The organism is Candidatus Kinetoplastibacterium crithidii (assembly GCA_027557655.1).
Classification (GTDB): Bacteria; Pseudomonadota; Gammaproteobacteria; order Burkholderiales; family Burkholderiaceae_B; genus Kinetoplastidibacterium; species Kinetoplastidibacterium crithidii_C.
Genome location: CP064915.1, coordinates 114981 through 133639 on the forward strand (window position 1 = coordinate 114981; position 18659 = coordinate 133639).

Below are 18659 nucleotides of genomic sequence, written 5' to 3' on the forward strand. Positions count from 1 at the left end.
ATAATTATGGTTTTTCATAAAGCTAGGAAGAGGTTTGGGCAGAATTTTTTGGTGGATAATAATGTAATACACAATATTATATCAGTTTTTAAACCTACTAAACATGATTATGTTGTTGAGATTGGTCCTGGATTATCGGCAATAACAGAACCATTAATTCATTCAGTAGGTAATTTATTGTGTATAGAAATAGATCGTGATTTAGTGAAAATATTAAAACACAAATTTTCTAGATATCATAATATTAGAATAATTGAGTCTGATGTTCTAAATTTTGATTTTAAAACTTTGAGTATAGGAATAAGGCTTATTGGTAACTTGCCTTATAATATTTCGACACAATTTTTATTTAAAATTATGGATTTTAGTGATCAAATTATTGATGCTCATTTTATGTTACAAAGAGAAGTTGTTGACAGGATGATTGCGCAGCCATCTAGTTCAAATTATGGTCGGTTATCTGTGATGCTACAAGAGTGTTATGAAATTGAGAGATTATTTGATATTAAACCTGACTCATTTAATCCTATTCCTAAGGTATTTTCATCATTTGTTCGTATTAAACCTTTGCCTTTGGACAGAGTTAGGCCCAAAAACTATAATATATTTAAACAATTAGTAACTAGAGCTTTTTCACAAAAAAGAAAAATTTTAAAAAATTCTTTAGGAGAATGGTCTAAATACCTTGATTGGGAAATTTTAGATCTTAATTCTCAAATAAGGGCTGAAAATCTTTCTGTAAATAAGTTTATAATGATTTCAGATTTTTTACACGATAAAAATATTATATAATCAACAAGGTATTTTTATATAAGGAAAATAGTTGATAAACCTAAGAATATTAGAAATCCTAGGGAGTCTGTTGCAAAAGTTAAAAGTACTGATGATCCTATTGCAGGATCTTTTCCAAAACGAGATCTTAGTACTGGTACTAAGACTCCAACTAAAGTCCCTATTAACACGTTACATATAATAGCTCCCATCATTACTAAGGCAATCATTATTGATTTAGACATGGCCCATGCAAAAATAGCCGCTACTATTCCTCCACAACTACCTACTAATGAAGCTACTAGCATTTCTCTTTTTAATAATTGCCAAAGATCTCTTTCAGTAATATGACCAGTAGCTATTGCTCTTATTACCATTGTCATTGTTTGATTGCCAGAATTACCACCTATGCCTGCTACTATTGACATAAGGAAAGCTAGTATTACTAGTTTACTCACAGTTCCTTCAAATCTAGACGCTATGAATGAGGAAATAGATGCTGTAAATAAGTTGGCTAGTAACCAAGGAGCTCTATTTATTAATGCTGTAGTTAGATTAGAAAATATATCTTCTTCTTGTAGTCCAGCTCTGGATAGTTCTTGCACTTGTGAGTTTTCTTGTATGACATCGACTACATCTGCAATAGTTACTCTACCAATTAGTTTTCCACTTTCATCTATTACAGGAGCAGATACAAGATCATATCTTTCAAAAGCTCCAGCTGCATCTATATCAGAATCCAATGGGTTTAATGTGAGGAAATCACTACTCATTAATGTTTTTACTTCTGCATCAGGTTCGCTTACTAATATAGTAGTTAGCGCCAAAACACCTTGTAATTTATCTTGTCTATCTACAACAAATATTTGGTCTGTGTGATCTGGTAGTTCTTGTAGTCTGCGTAAATATCGTAAAACAACTTCTAGAGTTATATCTTCTCTAACCTTTATTAATTCAAAATCCATCAAAGCGCCGACGCTTTCTTCTGGATAACCCATAAGTGCTATTAATTGTGAACGCTCATAATCGTTCAGTTTTTTTTGAACTTCAGCAATAGCTTCTGGTGGCAAATCAGGAGATATATAAGCTAATTCATCAGTATCAAGATTACTAATGGCTGCAACAAGTTCACTTATAGACATAGTCTCTATAAGTGAACTTCTAACCCAGCTTTCTACTTCTATAAGAATATTTGCGATATAGTCCTTTCTTACTATAGACCAGATTAGTTGTCTTTTATCGGTAGGCAGTGCTTCTAATATAAATGCAATATCTGCTGGATGCAGATTATTTATAAAATCTTCTAAATTATTTATATAATCTTTTTCTACAGACAGAATTGTTTTGTCTGATTCTATTTCTGATATGAATGAATATTTTTTTAAATACTCCTGAATCTTTAATAAAGCTTTTTGTGCATCTTCTGTATCAAGTCGGCGTAATGATGCATCATTAGGTGTTCTATTTTTTAAATTGTTATTTTGTGTCATTTTGATTTTCAAATGATGGTAATACACGGCTTTTACCATTGTTATCTGTAGCTACAAATGTTAACACGGCTTCGGCTGATTTAATTAGATTATTTTGAAAAGGTCTTTTTTCTGTATAAACGGTTACCGATACTGTCACAGATGTTCTTCCTGTTTTTATAACGCGTGCAAATATATTAACGAGATCGCCAATTTTTATTGCGCTGATGAATTGCATGGAATTTATGGCAACGGTAGATACTCTTCCTGATGCAGCTTGAGTAGCAGGTACGGAAGCGGCTAAATCTATTTGTGACATTATCCATCCTCCGAATACATCACCGTTAACGTTAGCATCAGCAGGCATAGGCATAATTTTTAAGATTAATTCTTTATGATTTATTTGTTCTATTTTTAATGTTTCCATCATCTCAACATATAGTAGTTTGTTTTATTAAAATTACATGATAGTTAACTAGGGTTTATAATGTTTGCATCAATAGACCCTAAAAATCAAGGTATTTAGTTTTTATTTTATCAAATATTGTAATATGATTTATTACAATATTTCTTGCAGTTCTGTTTTGATATTTTTATATAATTTAGGATTGCTTGCTAGAATCCATCCATTACTTGGCCATGGTTTTTGTTGTAATATATCTTCACATATACCATTTGCTTCTCTTAATATAATAGTTCCAGCAGCTGTATCCCAAGGAGATAAATCTAATTCTATATATCCATCATACCTACCACAAGCTACCCATGCTAGGTCTAAAGAAGCGGAACCCATTTTTCTAATGCTACTTGATAGTTTTGTAATTTTCTGAGCTATTTTTGTTTGAATTGTTTGATGAGTATAATTATTAGAAGGTAATCCTATAGCTATTATTGATTTGTTTAAATTATCTTTATTACTACACAATATTTTTTGTTTATTAAGAAAAGAACCAAATCCGAACAATGAAGTGAATAACTCTTGTCGACATGGGTCGTATATTACACCTAAAATTGGAGTTTCTCTTGATAGAACAACATTATTTATAGTAGTTCCTTTTTTAGCCACTAGGGCAATTGAAATTGCATAATGCGGTATTCCATGTAGAAAATTAGTAGTTCCGTCTAATGGGTCTATATACCATGTAACAGATGCTTCATTATATTTTCCAGATTCTTCAGCTAAAAAACCTAAATAATATTCAGTATTTGATTTTAATTTAGTAATTATAGCTATTTCTGATTCATAGTCTGCTTGGGTTACTATACTATTATTCTTCTTAGTGATAATAAGTTTTGTTTTTTTTAGAGAGTAACTTCTTAAAATCTCTGCTCCTGCTAACGCGGCTTCAGTAGCTAGGTTAAGTAGTTTGATAAGATCTATTTCTTGGAAATTTAAGCTTATTTTTTTGGTATGATTATTCATATACAAGGTTTGTTACTTTTAGACATTATTTAAGAGCTTATTTTGAAATTTTTAGATGATTATTAACACTATAAAATAAATATTCAACATAATTATATATTAGATTACGATATAGTAAAGTGAGTGATATGTTAGATCTTAACAAGAAATTATTGTTTGCTTATCATGTGTTTATTGTTGGGAATAGACTTCCATGGAGATGGCAATTTAAGGATTGCTTTACAATATGTCAGACTAATTTCAATTATGGATTAGATTTTTTAGTTACATGGGATACTTGGAAGAATGATGTATATAGATGCTCTCATTTACATTATGTTGTGCTTGAATCAAATAGTTATTGCAAAAAGCATTTGAGAAATATTTATGATAATTTACCAAATAAATTACTTAATTATGCTGATTATTTGTTATGTAAATTGCCTAATTATTGCTCTGGAATTTATAGACTGGAATTTGAACATTGTAATTTAACTTTGACTTTATATTTTGGAGTTAAACATTTGTTTTCTCAACAGATAGTCGCTACGTTTGATGCATATTTTTTAAGTTATCCGACTACAGAAGAGCAAAAATATTTTAAAAGAACAGTCTTAAATCTATCTAAACTAGCAGCTAAAAAAGCTACTATAGCTATAATTAAAAGAGATAATTATGTATTAAATATTCTATATGAAATTGGTTTTGAAGTTTTTATAGAAGATAGTAGTATTAGAGATCTATATAGAATTGTTGGGGTATGGTCACGTCTATGGTTCTCAGAATATAGGCCTTTGGTACAGAGTGATAAAAACATTGTTATTATTGGGGCAGGGCTTTCAGGTATTGGTATAGCTCATGCATTAAGTATTAGAGGTTTAGAATCAAGCATTATAGATATTGATATTACTGGGGATAATCATATAGGTCATTTAGCAGCTTCTTTAAGTCCTTATCTATCAGCTGATGATAACATTTTATCTCGTCTAGTACGATTTGGTATAGAACGAGCCTCGATAAGATGGTCTAATTTAATGCCGAATGTTTTTTTAGATCGCTGCGGTTCATTGCAGTTAGATATAAGATTTAAAAATGATAAGATATTTAATCTTATCAATAATGATCTTTCATTAAGTAATCTATATAGATATGTTGATAGGATAGAAGCAAGTGATATAGCAGGTATGAGAGTTTCCAGTGGTGGTATTTTTTGCAAAAATAGCATGATGGTATCTCCTAGAATTCTCATAAATAGGATATTAAAGTCATCAAAAATTAATGTAATTAAACAATTTATAGAAAAATTAGATAAAAGAGAAAATAAATGGATTCTCTTTGGTAAAGATGGTAAACAATTGATTAGTGCTGATATATTAATACTAGCAAATTCATATAATTCTTTGAGTTTGTTAAATAGTATTAAATCAGAACATTCTCTTAGATATTTGTTCAAGGCAAGAAAAATATTAGGGGAAATAGCATTAATTAAAGATATTTATTTACAAGGTGGTCCTAATTGTATTATAGAAGGGCAATGTTATATTTTACCATCAAAAAATGGATATTGTATTGTAGGAGGTACATATCTAAGTGATTTTAGAAATGATATTATAGTAAATAAATCCAGGTTTAATAATTTGTGCAACTTAACAGAATCAGTGGAGGTTGTACATAATATTTATCATAAATATATATCTTATTGGAATGGAGAAAGAATGGTTTTACCTAGCAGAATGCCCATGATAGGCAATGTTGTTGGTAATGATAATCTTTTTTTAGCTGTTGGATATGCATCTAGAGGTCTATGTTGGTCATCTCTTGGTGGTGACATAATAGCTTCCCAAATTTGTGGTGAGCCATTATTAATAGAGAAACAAATGATGAATATTTTGAAACCAAAGTAAAAATTGTTATTGATATTAATTTATTTAATATGATAGAATAAAATCTATCTTTCAATGATGGGGTGTTAGCTCAGCCGGTAGAGCAGTTGACTTTTAATCAATTGGTCGTGGGTTCGATTCCCGCACACCCCACCAAACATCTATTTAGGAGTTCATTTTATAGGACTCAAAGAATTTGCAAAAATTTTTATTTCTGGTTTTAAATAATAAAATGTAATTCTATACAGATATTTTCAATTATTTGAAAATTAATTCATCTATAAAGCATCGTTGACAGTCAATAGAAGCTAACTAATATTGTTAGCTGTTAGTTGGCGGAGCGGACGGGACTCGAACCCGCGACCCCCGGCGTGACAGGCCGGTATTCTAACCAACTGAACTACCGCTCCGAATTAACAATTCTCTGGCGTCCCCTAGGGGATTCGAACCCCTGTACTCACCGTGAAAGGGTGATGTCCTAGGCCTCTAGACGAAGGGGACAAATAATTTGGTGGAGATAAGCGGGATCGAACCGCTGACCTCTTGCATGCCATGCAAGCGCTCTCCCAGCTGAGCTATACCCCCTACACAAATTTTTGCATATACATCTAAAAATTATCTTCACATTATGACCTATATTTCATCTATATGCAAGCTTATAGATGAAATATTTATTTTTTTATTTAATATTTTTTTAAAAATATATTAAATTATTCTTGAATGCGTTTGACTCTAAGCCATAAAGCTTTTCTTGTGTTTGCTCTGATAACTTCTAATTGTAAATCTCCATATACAGACTTATCACCACATTGTGGTATTTTATTCAATTCTCCTACTAGCCATCCTCCAACGCTATCATAGTCAGTATTTGGTAAATTTGTTTTTATATAATCATTAAAATGATTTATATCTGTAGAAGCCATTACTATCCATTGGTTTGGTCCATCTGCAAATATAGAATTATTTTCAGTATTATCAAATTCATCTTCTATGTTGCCAACTATTTGCTCTAAAACATCTTCCATAGTAACAAGCCCTGATATTCCGCCATGTTCGTCTATGACTATGGCCATATGATTGCGACTTATTCTGAATTCTCTAAGAAGTATATTAAGTTTTTTTGATTCTGGAATAAAAACTGCAGATCTAATTAATGATTTTAATTTTATTTCTGGATCAGAAATGTAACGTAATAATTCTTTTGCTATAACTATTCCTATAACATTATCACGTTCTCCTTCAAATATAGGGAAACGTGAATGGGTGCTTTCTAGTATTAGATTAACCATTTCAGATATTGGTGTTGAAACTTCTAGCATATGCATTTTTGAACGAGGAACCATTATCTCTCCACTTGTTTTATTGGATAATAATAAGCTGCCATCTATTATTGATAATACATCACAATCTATAATTCCTTTTGTATTTGCTGAATTTAGTATTTTTTTTAGATCATCTAAGTTATTAGGTGTATGTCTAAATTTAGACATAAGTAGTTCTATCATAGACTTTATAGAGGGTTTATTAATTTTATATTTTGGTTTTATATAGTCATTCACGTTTATGTTACCAAGTTTTATCTCATAGGATGATAATAAAATCGTAGAAAATTTGGTGGAATCAAAATTTAATAGTTAAATACATAATAACATTGATATGTTATATATATTATAGGAACTTATTGTTCATAAGGATTTTTTATTTTTAGACTTTTAAGTATTGAAATTTCAATGCCTTCCATTTCCAGTGCTTCTAAATGTTTTTTATGATCAAATCCTAACGCATGTAATGCCCCATGTATTACTATGTGGGCTGCATGTTCAATTCTGTCTTTATTTTGTTCTGTTGCTTCTTTATATATTATAGGTAGACAAATAACTATGTCAGCAGTTAATAAATTCTCATTTTCTCCATACTCAAATGTTAAAACATTTGTTGCATAATCTTTTTTCCGAAATAATTTATTTAATAATCTACCTTCTTCTTCTTCTACTATTCTCACTGTCATTATAATTGATTTGATTTCTTTTGATATGAAATTAGTTGTGAATTCAATTGTTCTGCAAATCCATTGTCTTATTTTCCATCTAGGAATTTCACAATCTTTATTAGTATATTGCACAGATAGAGAAAGTTTAGCAGGTGGATCAACTTTTATCATAAGCTTCTACTATTTTTGATACTAAAGGATGCCGCATTATATCTTTTTGTGTAAATCTTGTTATAGAAATTCCATCTATATTATTTAAAATTGATATAGCATGGTTCAGACCACTTTTCTGACCTTTTTGTAAGTCTATTTGTGATGGATCTCCAGTAATAACTGCTTTACTATGGAAACCTATTCTTGTAAGAAACATTTTCATTTGTTCCGGAGTAGTATTTTGAGACTCATCTAGTATTATGAAAGAATTGTTTAATGTTCTACCTCTCATATATGCTAGTGGAGCTATTTCTATAATTTGTTTTTCTACTAGTTTTTGAACTTTTTCTGCTCCAATGAATTCATATAAAATATCATATAATGGTCTAAGATATGGGTCTATTTTTTGTGTTAGATCTCCCGGTAGGAATCCTAATTTTTCTCCTGCTTCTACTGCTGGACGTGTTAATAATATTTTTTTTATTATACCTAGTTCTAGATACCTTATTGCACAAATTATTGCTAGCATTGTTTTTCCAGTGCCTGCAGGTCCAATGCTAAAATTAATGATGTTTTTATAAATATTATCTAAACATTTATATTGTTGAGTGCTTTTAGGTTTAAATTTGTTAAAGTTGAAAAAATCGTTATAGCAATTTTGATCATTTATTTCTGAATTGTTATTTATAGGTTCATTTTCTCTAATTTCTTTTATGCCTAAGAATATGTCTTGTTCCATTATCTCCTGTGTTTTTGCTTGTTCATAGAACGAATATAAAGCTTTCTTTGCTAATAAGAACTCTTGTCCTTGTATTTTGAATATATTTCCAACTCTTGTTATAGAAGTATTTGTGTTATCAGATAATATCTTGATGTTTATGTCTAAAGGACCGCATAGTCTTGAGATAATAAAATTAGCATTTGTTTCTTCAAATATTATTTGATCAAAATCTGTTTGTTGTTTGCTTATATTATTTTGCATTATTTTAATTAACTTGTTGCTATACAGTTAATTTCACCTCTTAATGTATTACTGTTTATTTGTGTTATTTTGATATCTACTAGGTCACCTATATTGTTGTTATTATTATTAGCAAAATTAACAACTCTGTTATTTTCAGTTCGTCCCATTAGTTCATTTATGTTATTTTTTGAAACTCCTTCTATTAAAATTCTTTGTGTAGAATTAAGCATAGATTCGGAGATATCTTTTGCTTGATCATTAATTAATCTTTGCAATCTTTGTAATCGTTGTAATTTTATTTCATGACTATTTATGTCTGGTATATTAGCTGCTGGAGTACCTGGTCTTGGAGAGTATATAAAAGAAAATGATGTATCAAAACCTATATCTTCTATTAATGCTAGAGTCTTTTTAAAATCGTCTTCAGTTTCTCCAGGAAAGCCAATTATAAAATCTGATGATACTTTTAATCCTGGTCTTGCTGTTCTCAAATTTCTAATAATTGATTTATACTCAAGAGACGAATAACCTCTCTTCATTGCAGATAAAATCCTATCACTACCAGATTGAACTGGCAAATGCAAGAATGATACTAATTTTGGCAAATCAACATAAGCGTCATACATTCGTTTTGTCATTTCTCTAGGATGTGATGTTGTATATCTAATCCTTTCTATACCTGGTATTTCATGTATATATTCTAAAAGCATTGCAAGATCTGCTATTTCTTTGCCCTTTCCTATTATTCCTCTATAAGCATTAACATTTTGACCTAACAGAGTAATTTCTTTGATACCATTATTTGCAAGATCTGCTATCTCTAATAATACGTCCTCAAATGGTCTTGATACTTCAGTCCCTCTAGTATAAGGGACAACACAAAAACTACAATATTTGCTACAACCTTCCATTATAGAAACGAATGCTGTTGGTTTAGTGATTTTTGGTAGTGGTATAGAATCAAATTTTTCTATTTCTGGAAAACTTATATCGATTTGTGGTTTCTTATTTAAGATTCTTGAATCTATTAATGTAGATACTTTATGAATGGTTTGTGGTCCAAATACTATATCTACATAAGGAGCTCTTTTTATTATTTCATGGCCTTCTTGACTAGCTACACATCCTCCAACTCCTATAATAATATCTGGATCTTTTTCTTTAAGTTCTTTTATTCTTCCTAAATCTGAAAACACTTTTTCTTGGGCTTTTTCTCTTATTGAGCAAGTATTTAATATGATGATATTAGCATTTTCAGCTTGTTTTACTATTTCAATTTGTTTTTTTGTTCCTAGTATATCAATAATTTTCTCTGAGTCATATTCATTCATTTGACAGCCAAAAGTTTTAATATAAACATTATATTTTTTTGTTTTTTTGTTTTCTAAGTCTTTTTTATCCATTGGTTTTGATTAAAAATTAAAGAATTTAATAATTATATTTTGTTATATTCAGATTAATCATGTAGTTCTGAATGAAATGCTTTTTTTCCAAATCTCATCAGCAAAGCTAGTGAAGATGAAATAAATATAGAAGAATAAATACCAAACCAAATTCCTATAGTGAGAGCAACAGCAAAATAATGCAAAGATGCACCTCCAAATAGTAATATTGATAAAACCATAAATTGGGTTGAGCCATGGGTTATTATTGTTCTAGATATAGTTTGAGTGATTGATTTATTAATCAAAATTTTTATATTTTTTATATTTTTAGGGCCTGTATATTTCAAATAATTTTCTCTTACTCTATCCATTACAATTACTGATTCATTAACAGAATATCCTAGTGCAGCAAGTGTTCCTGCTAACACAGAAAGGGAAAATTCCCATTGAAAAAAAGCAAAAAATCCCAGAATAATTACGACATCATGTAAGTTTGCTAAGACAACAGAGGCAGCAATTATGAATTCAAATCTAATGCTTAAATAAAATATTATTCCTATAACTAACAAAATTAAAGATAGCAACATATCTTGTAGTAATTTTTCTCCTACTTGTGGTCCTATAAATTCTGTTTTGTTTATATTAAATGAGTCATCATATTTTTTCAGTTCATTCAATATATTAGATGTAGTAGTTTCTAGAGATAAACTTTCTAAATTTGGTAATCTTATGATTATTTCTCTAGATGATCCAAGGTATTGAACTTGTATATGTTCTATACCTTGAATATTTAATAGAGATGACTTAATTTCATCAGGGTATAGTATTTTTTCCCCAGAGTAACAGGCTTCTATAACTGATCCACCAGTGAATTCAGTAGATAAATTAAATCCTTTATTACATATAAAGAACAAAGATATAGAAAATGTTACTAAACTTACTATATTTAGTAAAACAGCATATTGCATAAAATGTATAGTTTTACTAATGCGGAACAGTTCCATTGTATATTACCTAATAAATCTTATTAATTGCTAATCTAAATTTTTTGGCTTCCAAATTTGACCAATATATATTTTTTTTATATTTTTTTTATTTCCATAGAATAAATTAATTAAAAATTTAACAAATATTACAGAAGAAAAAATTGACGATAATATGCCAATACAATGTACCACAGCAAATCCTTTTATGGATCCTGATCCTAAGATTAATAAAGATAATCCGACAATAAAGTTAGTTAGGTTTGAATCTAAGATAGTATTCCATGCTTTTTCAAAACCATCTTCTATAGATTTTTTTGGTGAAATTGATCCATTTCGTAATTCTTCCCGTATGCGTTCATTTATTAAAACATTAGCATCTATTGAAATTCCTATTGTTAGTGCAATGGCTGCTATTCCTGGTAATGTAATTGTTGCTTGCAATATTGATAATGCTGAAATTAATAGAATTATGTTCAACGCTAAACCAATGGAAGCAAATATGCCAAAGAGTTGATAATATAACGTCATGAAAATTACAATGGCAGAAAATCCATAAAATATAGATTTGACTCCTTTGTCTATATTGCTGGATCCTAAGCTTGGTCCTATAATTTTTTCTTCGATTATGCTCATAGGAGCAGATAATAATCCTGAACGAAGTACTAAAGATATATCAGCTGCTTCTTGATAGTTCATGGATCCAGTTATTTGTATATTTCCATTAGGAATTTCACTTCTTATTATTGGTGCTGTTATAACTTCTCCTTTTCCTTCTTCGTATATTAATATTGCCAATCTTTTATTTATGTTATCTCTTGTTATGTCTTTGAAGATCCTAGCTCCTTTATTATCCAAGGTCAAATTGACAGATGGTTGACCAGTTTGTGGATCTCTTCCAGGTTGTGCATTATATATATTTGCACTATTAATAATAGGTTGGGCATGTACAATTATTTTAGTATTGTTTTTATCATAAAAAAGTTCTTTACCAATTGGGATTATTCCTTGAGATATTGATAATTGTGTTGATTTTGAGTCATCTACCAACTTGAATTCTATTGTTGCAGTTTTTCCAAGAATTTCTTTGGCTTTCATAATATCTTGTAGACCTGGTAATTGAACTATTATTTCATCAAATCCTTGTCGTTGAATTATAGGTTCAGACACGCCTAAAGCATTTATGCGATTATTTAGTGTTAGTAGGTTTTGTTGAATAGCTTGTTTTTTTATTTCGGATATTTTAGAAGGGTTGAATTTACACTCAAGTTGATTACCTATGATATGAGTAGTAATTCCATGGATAGAAGAGTTTATTTTTTTGTTAAGTTTATTAATATCCTGATTATTTGCTAGACATATATATATGCTTTTGCTGTCGTTGTATATTTTTCTAACATCTAACTTATCTTTCTTTATTATTGTTTTGATATCCATTAATAAATTATCATAATTAGAGGATATAGCTTTATCTAAATCAACCTTAATTAAAATATGAATACCACCTCTTAAATCCAAACCAAGTATGATTGGCTTAGGTGTGAATGGTCCTAATTTTTTCATCCACTTTGGAATATTGGAAACTATATTAGGCGTAACAATATAGGGTTTAGATTTGTATGTATTATTTAGTAAATTTTCTATTATGTTAGTGGATATTATTTGATCATCAGGATGTAACAACAGAATTTCTATAAAAGATAGATCTCCTTTTTTCACAAGTGAACATTTTTTATATGGAATGTTCACTTGTTTCATTGATGTTTCAATTTTTGCTACTAAAGAATTATCAACTTGTATATTTTTTTTTACACTTTTAACCTGGATAGATGGAGACACTCCATATAGGTTAGGTATGAAATACAGTACCCCTATCAAAACTGTTAGTATTATAAGAATGTTTTTCCATCTTGGGTAGCAGTTCATATATATTTATATAAAATTAATAATGAAAAAGAATCAAGCGAGCTTTGTGATTATAATGATTTTATTGTTCCTTTAGGCATTGTACCAATAACAGCATTTTTTTGAACAATTATTTCCACTGGTTGATTATTTGAACGGGAAATTTCAAGAAATATATAATTATCTTGTATTTTGCTAATTATTCCCATTATTCCTCCAGAAGTAGTAATTTCATCACCTTTAGATAAGGACAAAATTAAATTTTTATGCTCTTTTTGGCGTTTTATTTGTGGTCTAATCATTAAAAAATACAAAACTACAAACATTATTATTATAGGAAGCATACCTATTACTGTATTGTTTTCTGCAGAGGTTGCATTTGCAACAATGAAATTTGAAGAGTTTATAAAATTCATTTTTAAATTCCTTTATTTTCTAGATTGCTAATATAACAGTAAATTGTTTATTTTATATTAATTTACTGAGTCTGTTGTTTATAAAATTTGTTCGCCATTTATCAAAATTTTCATTATTTATTTCTTCTCTAATTTCTTGCATCATTTTTAAATAAAAGTATAAATTGTGTATAGTATTCAATCTTGCTCCATTTATTTCTTTTGTTATTTGTAGATGATGCAAATAAGAACGTGAAAAATTTAGACAAGTATAGCATTGGCAAGATTTGTCTAAGGGAGATGAGTCTTTTTTATATTTGCTATTCTTTATTTTGATATCTCCATATCTTGTAAACAACCAACCATTACGAGCATTTCTTGTTGGCATTACACAATCAAACATATCTATGCCATTGGTAACTCCATGTACAATATCTTCAGGAGTTCCTACACCCATTAGATATTTTGGTGTCTTCGATGGTAGTTTACTAGCAGTGTATTCTAATATTCTTTTCATATCATCTTTTGGCTCTCCAACAGATAGTCCTCCTATAGCATATCCATGAAACCCTATTTGGGAGAGTCTATCTATTGATTCCTGTCTTAAATCCTCATGCATTCCTCCTTGTACTATACCAAAAAGCATGTTTTGATTTTTTTGATTATTAAATTCAATAGAAGATCTTTCTGCCCACCTAGCTGACAATAGCATTGAATCCAGTACTTCTTTTTTGCTTATAACTTTTTCTCCAATTTTATAAGGAGTGCATTCATCAAAGACCATAGATATATCAGATTGTAAATAGTTTTGTATTTGAATTGATTTCTCAGGTGTTAAGAATAATTTCTCACCATTTATAGGGGAGGAGAAAGATACTCCGCTTTCCGTAATCTTTCGGTTTTTGCTTAAACTGAATACTTGAAATCCTCCTGAATCTGTTAATATAGGCTTATCCCATTGCATAAAATTATGCAGTCCATCATGGATATTTATTATGTCAACACCTGGTCTTAGCCAAAGATGAAAAGTATTAGAGAGAATTATTTGAGCTCCTATATTCTTAAGCTCATCTGGAAGTATTGATTTAACGCTGGCATATGTCCCAACAGGCATAAAAATTGGAGTTTGGACTACTCCATGTTTAAGTTTTAGATAACCTGTTCTTGCCATATTATCATTTTTAATGATTTTAAATTCTGTTTTGTTCATTATATCGACGGCTCTATAAACATCGCATCACCATAACTAAAAAAACGATATTTTTTTTTAATTGCATGTTGATAAGCTGCATAAATAGTATTTTGTCCAGTTAGTGCTGCTACTAATAAAAGCAAAGTTGATTTTGGTAAGTGGAAATTTGTAATTAAGTTATCAACTATTCGAAATTTATATCCTGGTCTTATATATAATTGTGTTTCACCTTTTGTTTCTTCTAAAATAGTTTTATTTATACAATCATAATTATCATTAACTAACGCTGCTGATTCTAAAGCTCTTGCAGTAGTGGTACCTACTGCAATTATTTTATTTCCATTAGATCTTGCTTTTTTTATTTTTTCTACTGTATCTTGTGGAACATGATATTGTTCTGAATGCATAATATGTTGCTCAATATTACTTGTTCTTATAGGCTGAAATGTTCCAGCACCGACATGTAGTGTTATGAAAGATGTTTCTATACCAAGTATTTTGAAATCATCCATCATGCTATTGTCAAAATGTAGTCCTGCTGTTGGAGCTGCTACAGCTCCTGATAGTTTTGCATATACTGTTTGATACCTTAACTCATCAATTTCATCAATGTTTTTTTTGATATATGGTGGTAAAGGTATTTTGCCATATTGATCTAGTATTGTATGTATATAGGTTGAAAACTTTAACTCAAAAAAATTATCATGACGTTTATCAACAATGGCATATATGTCATTAGAAATAAATATCTTTGTATTGTTCTTTATTGGTTTATTAGATTTTATTTGTACTAAAGCTTTACTGTTATTTAATATACGTTCAATCATTACTTCTACTTTGCCACCACTTTCTTTATTTCCAGATAATCTTGCTTTGATAACTTTTGTATTATTAAATACAACAAGATCTCCTTTCTTAATTAAGTTAACTATATTGTAGAAATATAAATCATGCATCTTTTTATTATGATCTACATATAATAGCCTACTAGAAGATCTTTCTTTAGAAGGATTTTGTGCAATAAGATCTTCTGGTAATGTATATTCGAAGAATTCTTTCTCTAATGATAATGGTTGCATTTTAATGTATATTAAACTAGTAAAATTGACATTATTATATTTTAGCTGTTATTTGATAAATAATTCAAAATTATTAAGTATTTTCTTTTCTACTAATACCAATTCATCAGGCTAATAACAGCTGCTGTTATCGTGATACCTGCTGTTTCTGTACGTAATATCCTATTGCCAAAATTAACAAATTTGATATCATGTATTTTTTTTACTTGAACACATTCTTGATCAGTCCATCCTCCTTCTGGTCCTATCATTATAGATAATTTCTTTATGTCAATTTGTTTTTTTAAAACTTCTGTCAAAGTTTGACTATTAGATAGATGACAAAATAGATGTATTTGGTTTGATATTTTTTCTAAGTACTGATCCAATGATATTGGGTTTTCTATAGTCATAAGTTGGTTGCGACCACATTGTGAACTAGCAGATTCTATGATCTTTTTCCAATGCATTATCTTATTCTGTAATTTTTCATTAGTTAATTGGACTATACTTCTGTTTGTTTTTAATGGAATTATTTTTTGCACTCCTAACTCAACAGCTTTTTCTATTATAAGATCCATTTTATTGTTAGTTGTCAAAGACTGTATAAGTGTAATTGAACCTTGAAGTTCTATTTCCTTAGAATTGAATGATAGTATTTTTGCATAAGCAGATCCTTTAGCGAACGTTATTGTCGCATTATATTCTCCATTTTTTCCATTAAACAATATAATATTATCATTGTTTTGTAGTCGTAGGACTTGTTTAGCGTAATGTGTTATTTCCTTTGGCAATAACACCTCTATGTTTGAGGATAAATAATTTTCTAAAAAGAAACGAGGACGACGCATATTTATTAATTTCTAATCAAGAATTTATTAATTTCTAATCAAGAATGAAATATTCTAATATAAACTTGCTGGTTTTTTTAAGATATTTTAATAAGTTTTATAATAGTAATAGATATTTATTATAAGAATTTTATCTTTATCTTTTTTCTAAGTGTTAGAATTATAATTTTTAATCAATGAAATCAAAGAGCCTTTATATGAACAAAGATATATATAAATCTAAAATTGTTTTGGCTGATGCTATTCGCGTTTTATCAATGGATGCGGTGCAAAAAGCTAATTCTGGGCATCCTGGAGCCCCTATGGGTATGGCAGAGATGGCGCAGGCAATATGGAAAGATAATTTAAAACATAATCCAAATGATCCCAGATGGATTAATAGAGACCGTTTTGTTTTATCAAATGGTCATAGTTCTATGTTGCTTTATGCTGTTTTACATTTAACCGGCTATGATGTTTCTATTGATGACATCAAAAAATTTCGTCAGCTACATTCTAAAACTCCAGGGCATCCTGAGGTTGGAATTACTCCAGGTATAGAAACAACAACAGGTCCTCTTGGTCAGGGTTTAGCAAATGCAGTCGGTATGGCATTAGCAGAATCTTTGTTAGCAGAAGAGTTTAATAAACCAGGTTTTGATATAATAGATCATAACACATATGCAATGGTAGGAGATGGTTGCCTTATGGAAGGTATTTCTCATGAGGTTTGTTCTCTTGCTGGCACTTTAAAATTATCTAAATTAATAGTTTTATATGATGATAATGGCATTTCTATAGATGGAAATGTAAAACATTGGTTTAATGATGATACTGCAGGGCGATTCAGAGGATATGGCTGGAACGTTATTACAGATATCAATGGTCATGATGCTTCTGCTATAAATGCAGCTATCAAGTTAGCTCGTTCTCAATCTCAAAAGCCAACAATAATTATCTGCAAAACGACCATTGGTAAAGGTTCACCAAACATGGCAGGTACTCATAATGTACATGGATCCCCATTAGGTAAAGATGAGATACTAGCATCTAGAGAATTTCTTGGGTGGCCTCATGATCCATTTGTAATTCCTCAAGAAATGTATGATGCTTGGGATGCCAGGGAAACAGGTGAAAAATCACAAGCAATATGGAAATCTAAATTTGATTCATACGCGATTGAATATCCAAGTTTTGCTAATGAGCTTAAACGCAGAATGAATGGTGAATTACCAGGTAATTTTGATGAATTTACTAAAAACTTTATAAAAACAACGGTTGAAAAAGCAGAAACTTTAGCTACTAGAAAAGCTTCTCAGCTTGCAATTGCAGAAATAGCTAAGGCATTGCCGGAGTTCTTAGGAGGCTCTGCTGATTTGACAGGATCTAATTATACAGACTGGAAAGGAGTTGTTCCTGTTAGGGCAGCTAGTGATGATAGAGGTATATCATTTGGAAGGCATATTAATTATGGTGTCCGTGAATTCGGCATGGCTGCTATTATGAATGGTATTGCATTGCATGGAGGTTATTTACCTTTTGGTGGAACATTTTTGACTTTTTCGGACTATTCCCGTAATGCTATTCGTATGGCTGCTTTAATGAGGCAAAGGGTTGTACATGTATTTACCCATGATTCTATAGGATTAGGAGAAGATGGTCCCACACATCAGTCTATTGAGCATGTGGCTAGTTTGCGTCTTATTCCAAATTTATCAGTGTGGAGACCTTGTGATACTGTAGAGACTATGGTTGCTTGGGCATATGCGATTAAAAGACCAGCTAGTGTTGGTATGGATGTTAAGGATGGTGGTCCTACCGCATTATTGCTTTCTAGGCAAAATTTGCCTTTCGTTGAGCGTGATTCTTCTACAATTAGCTCTATAGAAAAAGGTGGTTATATCTTAAAAGATGGTAATAATGCACAAGCTATAATTATCGCTACAGGTTCAGAAATTGCTATAGCTTTGGATGCTCAGAATAAATTAAACGAATTAGGCATTGGAGTTAGGGTAGTTTCTATGCCTAGTACTGATGTTTTTGATAAACAAGATGATAGTTGGAAAAATATGGTTTTGCCAGTAAATATTCCAAAAATTGCGATAGAAGCTGGTGTAACTTCTGGTTGGTATAAGTATGTTGGCTTAGATGGTTTGGTTTTAGGAATAGATCGTTATGGAGAGTCAGCTCCAGCTGGAGAATTATTTAAATTTTTTGGATTGACATCAGATAACGTCGTTATGTCTGTGAAAAAGATTTTATCATTGAAAGGGGTTTAG

Annotated in this window: 16 protein-coding genes and 4 tRNA genes; 4 read left to right on the top strand and 16 right to left on the bottom strand. The window is 30.0% G+C overall.

From position 1 onward, the window contains the following. The first annotated feature begins 6 nt into the window (after positions 1 to 6). Entirely contained in the window at positions 7 to 792 is a 786-nt protein-coding gene (gene rsmA / locus I1N47_00540) for a 16S rRNA (adenine(1518)-N(6)/adenine(1519)-N(6))-dimethyltransferase RsmA (GenBank protein ID WBF65654.1), read from the top strand. A gap of 14 nt (positions 793 to 806) precedes the next feature. On the opposite strand, the gene mgtE is transcribed toward rsmA, so the two are convergent. The 3 genes from mgtE to I1N47_00555 form a co-directional block, all read right to left on the bottom strand. Continuing rightward, the gene (gene mgtE, locus I1N47_00545; GenBank protein WBF65655.1) at positions 807 to 2261 is read right to left on the bottom strand and encodes a magnesium transporter; all 1455 of its coding nucleotides are present in this window, start codon (positions 2259 to 2261) and stop codon (positions 807 to 809) included. Further along, positions 2248 to 2667 carry an acyl-CoA thioesterase gene (locus tag I1N47_00550; GenBank protein WBF65885.1) on the bottom strand — a complete coding sequence of 140 codons (420 nt, stop codon included), beginning with the start codon at positions 2665 to 2667 and terminating at the stop codon, positions 2248 to 2250. Before I1N47_00550 ends, mgtE begins: the two co-directional genes overlap by 14 nt. Positions 2668 to 2799: 132 nt before the next feature. Beyond that, entirely contained in the window at positions 2800 to 3663 is an 864-nt protein-coding gene (locus I1N47_00555) for an inositol monophosphatase (GenBank protein ID WBF65656.1), read from the bottom strand. A 98-nt stretch (positions 3664 to 3761) separates the two neighbouring features. Here I1N47_00555 and I1N47_00560 point away from each other — a divergent pair, with 98 nt between their 5' ends. Together I1N47_00560 and I1N47_00565 are read left to right on the top strand one after the other, a co-directional pair. Continuing rightward, entirely contained in the window at positions 3762 to 5546 is a 1785-nt protein-coding gene (locus tag I1N47_00560; protein WBF65886.1) for an FAD-dependent oxidoreductase, read from the top strand. Positions 5547 to 5605: 59 nt separating this feature from the next. Beyond that, positions 5606 to 5681 (top strand) — tRNA-Lys (locus I1N47_00565). A gap of 177 nt (positions 5682 to 5858) precedes the next feature. Here the strand turns inward: I1N47_00565 and I1N47_00570 are convergent. From I1N47_00570 to I1N47_00630, 13 genes are all read right to left on the bottom strand, one after another. Beyond that, positions 5859 to 5935, bottom strand: a tRNA-Asp gene (locus I1N47_00570). 15 nt (positions 5936 to 5950) lie between these two features. Beyond that, positions 5951 to 6026 (bottom strand) — tRNA-Glu (locus I1N47_00575). Positions 6027 to 6034: 8 nt separating this feature from the next. Then, positions 6035 to 6110: transfer RNA gene (locus I1N47_00580), tRNA-Ala, on the bottom strand. 125 nt (positions 6111 to 6235) lie between these two features. Next, on the bottom strand, positions 6236 to 7084 hold the full coding sequence (locus I1N47_00585; protein WBF65657.1) for a CBS domain-containing protein: 849 nt from the start codon (positions 7082 to 7084) through the stop codon (positions 6236 to 6238). Positions 7085 to 7203: 119 nt separating this feature from the next. Then, positions 7204 to 7686 carry an rRNA maturation RNase YbeY gene (gene ybeY / locus I1N47_00590; GenBank protein WBF65658.1) on the bottom strand — a complete coding sequence of 161 codons (483 nt, stop codon included), beginning with the start codon at positions 7684 to 7686 and terminating at the stop codon, positions 7204 to 7206. Then, a complete protein-coding gene (locus I1N47_00595) occupies positions 7673 to 8650 on the bottom strand; it encodes a PhoH family protein (protein WBF65659.1) in 978 nt (325 codons plus the stop codon). Before I1N47_00595 ends, ybeY begins: the two co-directional genes overlap by 14 nt. Before the next feature lie 8 nt (positions 8651 to 8658). Next, positions 8659 to 10035 carry a tRNA (N6-isopentenyl adenosine(37)-C2)-methylthiotransferase MiaB gene (gene miaB, locus I1N47_00600; protein WBF65660.1) on the bottom strand — a complete coding sequence of 459 codons (1377 nt, stop codon included), beginning with the start codon at positions 10033 to 10035 and terminating at the stop codon, positions 8659 to 8661. Positions 10036 to 10088: 53 nt separating this feature from the next. Then, complete coding sequence (gene secF, locus I1N47_00605; protein ID WBF65661.1) at positions 10089 to 11021, bottom strand: protein translocase subunit SecF; 933 nt, start codon at positions 11019 to 11021, stop codon at positions 10089 to 10091. A 30-nt stretch (positions 11022 to 11051) separates the two neighbouring features. Next, positions 11052 to 12926, bottom strand: coding sequence for a protein translocase subunit SecD (gene secD, locus I1N47_00610; GenBank protein WBF65662.1), 1875 nt, complete (start codon positions 12924 to 12926; stop codon positions 11052 to 11054). 50 nt (positions 12927 to 12976) lie between these two features. Further along, positions 12977 to 13321, bottom strand: coding sequence for a preprotein translocase subunit YajC (gene yajC, locus I1N47_00615; protein WBF65663.1), 345 nt, complete (start codon positions 13319 to 13321; stop codon positions 12977 to 12979). A gap of 52 nt (positions 13322 to 13373) precedes the next feature. Beyond that, positions 13374 to 14510 (bottom strand): tRNA guanosine(34) transglycosylase Tgt, encoded by a 1137-nt coding sequence (tgt, locus tag I1N47_00620; GenBank protein ID WBF65664.1) that lies wholly within the window; start codon positions 14508 to 14510, stop codon positions 13374 to 13376. Continuing rightward, complete coding sequence (queA, locus tag I1N47_00625; GenBank protein WBF65665.1) at positions 14510 to 15571, bottom strand: tRNA preQ1(34) S-adenosylmethionine ribosyltransferase-isomerase QueA; 1062 nt, start codon at positions 15569 to 15571, stop codon at positions 14510 to 14512. The genes tgt and queA overlap by 1 nt, the downstream gene beginning before the upstream one ends. A 92-nt stretch (positions 15572 to 15663) precedes the next feature. Beyond that, on the bottom strand, positions 15664 to 16401 hold the full coding sequence (locus I1N47_00630) for a 16S rRNA (uracil(1498)-N(3))-methyltransferase (protein WBF65666.1): 738 nt from the start codon (positions 16399 to 16401) through the stop codon (positions 15664 to 15666). 197 nt (positions 16402 to 16598) lie between these two features. On the opposite strand from I1N47_00630, the gene tkt reads away from it, so the two are divergent. Then, positions 16599 to 18659: a transketolase gene (gene tkt, locus I1N47_00635; GenBank protein ID WBF65667.1), complete on the top strand. Its 2061-nt coding sequence runs from the start codon at positions 16599 to 16601 to the stop codon at positions 18657 to 18659.

Coding starts and splice junctions, on each gene's coding strand:
- rsmA (WBF65654.1), top strand. CDS start 7: ATGGTTTTTCATAAAGCTAGGAAGAGGTTTGGGCAGAATTTTTTGGTG.
- mgtE (WBF65655.1), bottom strand. CDS start 2,261: ATGACACAAAATAACAATTTAAAAAATAGAACACCTAATGATGCATCA.
- I1N47_00550 (WBF65885.1), bottom strand. CDS start 2,667: ATGGAAACATTAAAAATAGAACAAATAAATCATAAAGAATTAATCTTA.
- I1N47_00555 (WBF65656.1), bottom strand. CDS start 3,663: ATGAATAATCATACCAAAAAAATAAGCTTAAATTTCCAAGAAATAGAT.
- ybeY (WBF65658.1), bottom strand. CDS start 7,686: ATGATAAAAGTTGATCCACCTGCTAAACTTTCTCTATCTGTGCAATAT.
- I1N47_00595 (WBF65659.1), bottom strand. CDS start 8,650: ATGCAAAATAATATAAGCAAACAACAAACAGATTTTGATCAAATAATA.
- miaB (WBF65660.1), bottom strand. CDS start 10,035: ATGGATAAAAAAGACTTAGAAAACAAAAAAACAAAAAAATATAATGTT.
- secF (WBF65661.1), bottom strand. CDS start 11,021: ATGGAACTGTTCCGCATTAGTAAAACTATACATTTTATGCAATATGCT.
- secD (WBF65662.1), bottom strand. CDS start 12,926: ATGAACTGCTACCCAAGATGGAAAAACATTCTTATAATACTAACAGTT.
- yajC (WBF65663.1), bottom strand. CDS start 13,321: ATGAATTTTATAAACTCTTCAAATTTCATTGTTGCAAATGCAACCTCT.
- tgt (WBF65664.1), bottom strand. CDS start 14,510: ATGAACAAAACAGAATTTAAAATCATTAAAAATGATAATATGGCAAGA.
- queA (WBF65665.1), bottom strand. CDS start 15,571: ATGCAACCATTATCATTAGAGAAAGAATTCTTCGAATATACATTACCA.
- I1N47_00630 (WBF65666.1), bottom strand. CDS start 16,401: ATGCGTCGTCCTCGTTTCTTTTTAGAAAATTATTTATCCTCAAACATA.
- tkt (WBF65667.1), top strand. CDS start 16,599: ATGAACAAAGATATATATAAATCTAAAATTGTTTTGGCTGATGCTATT.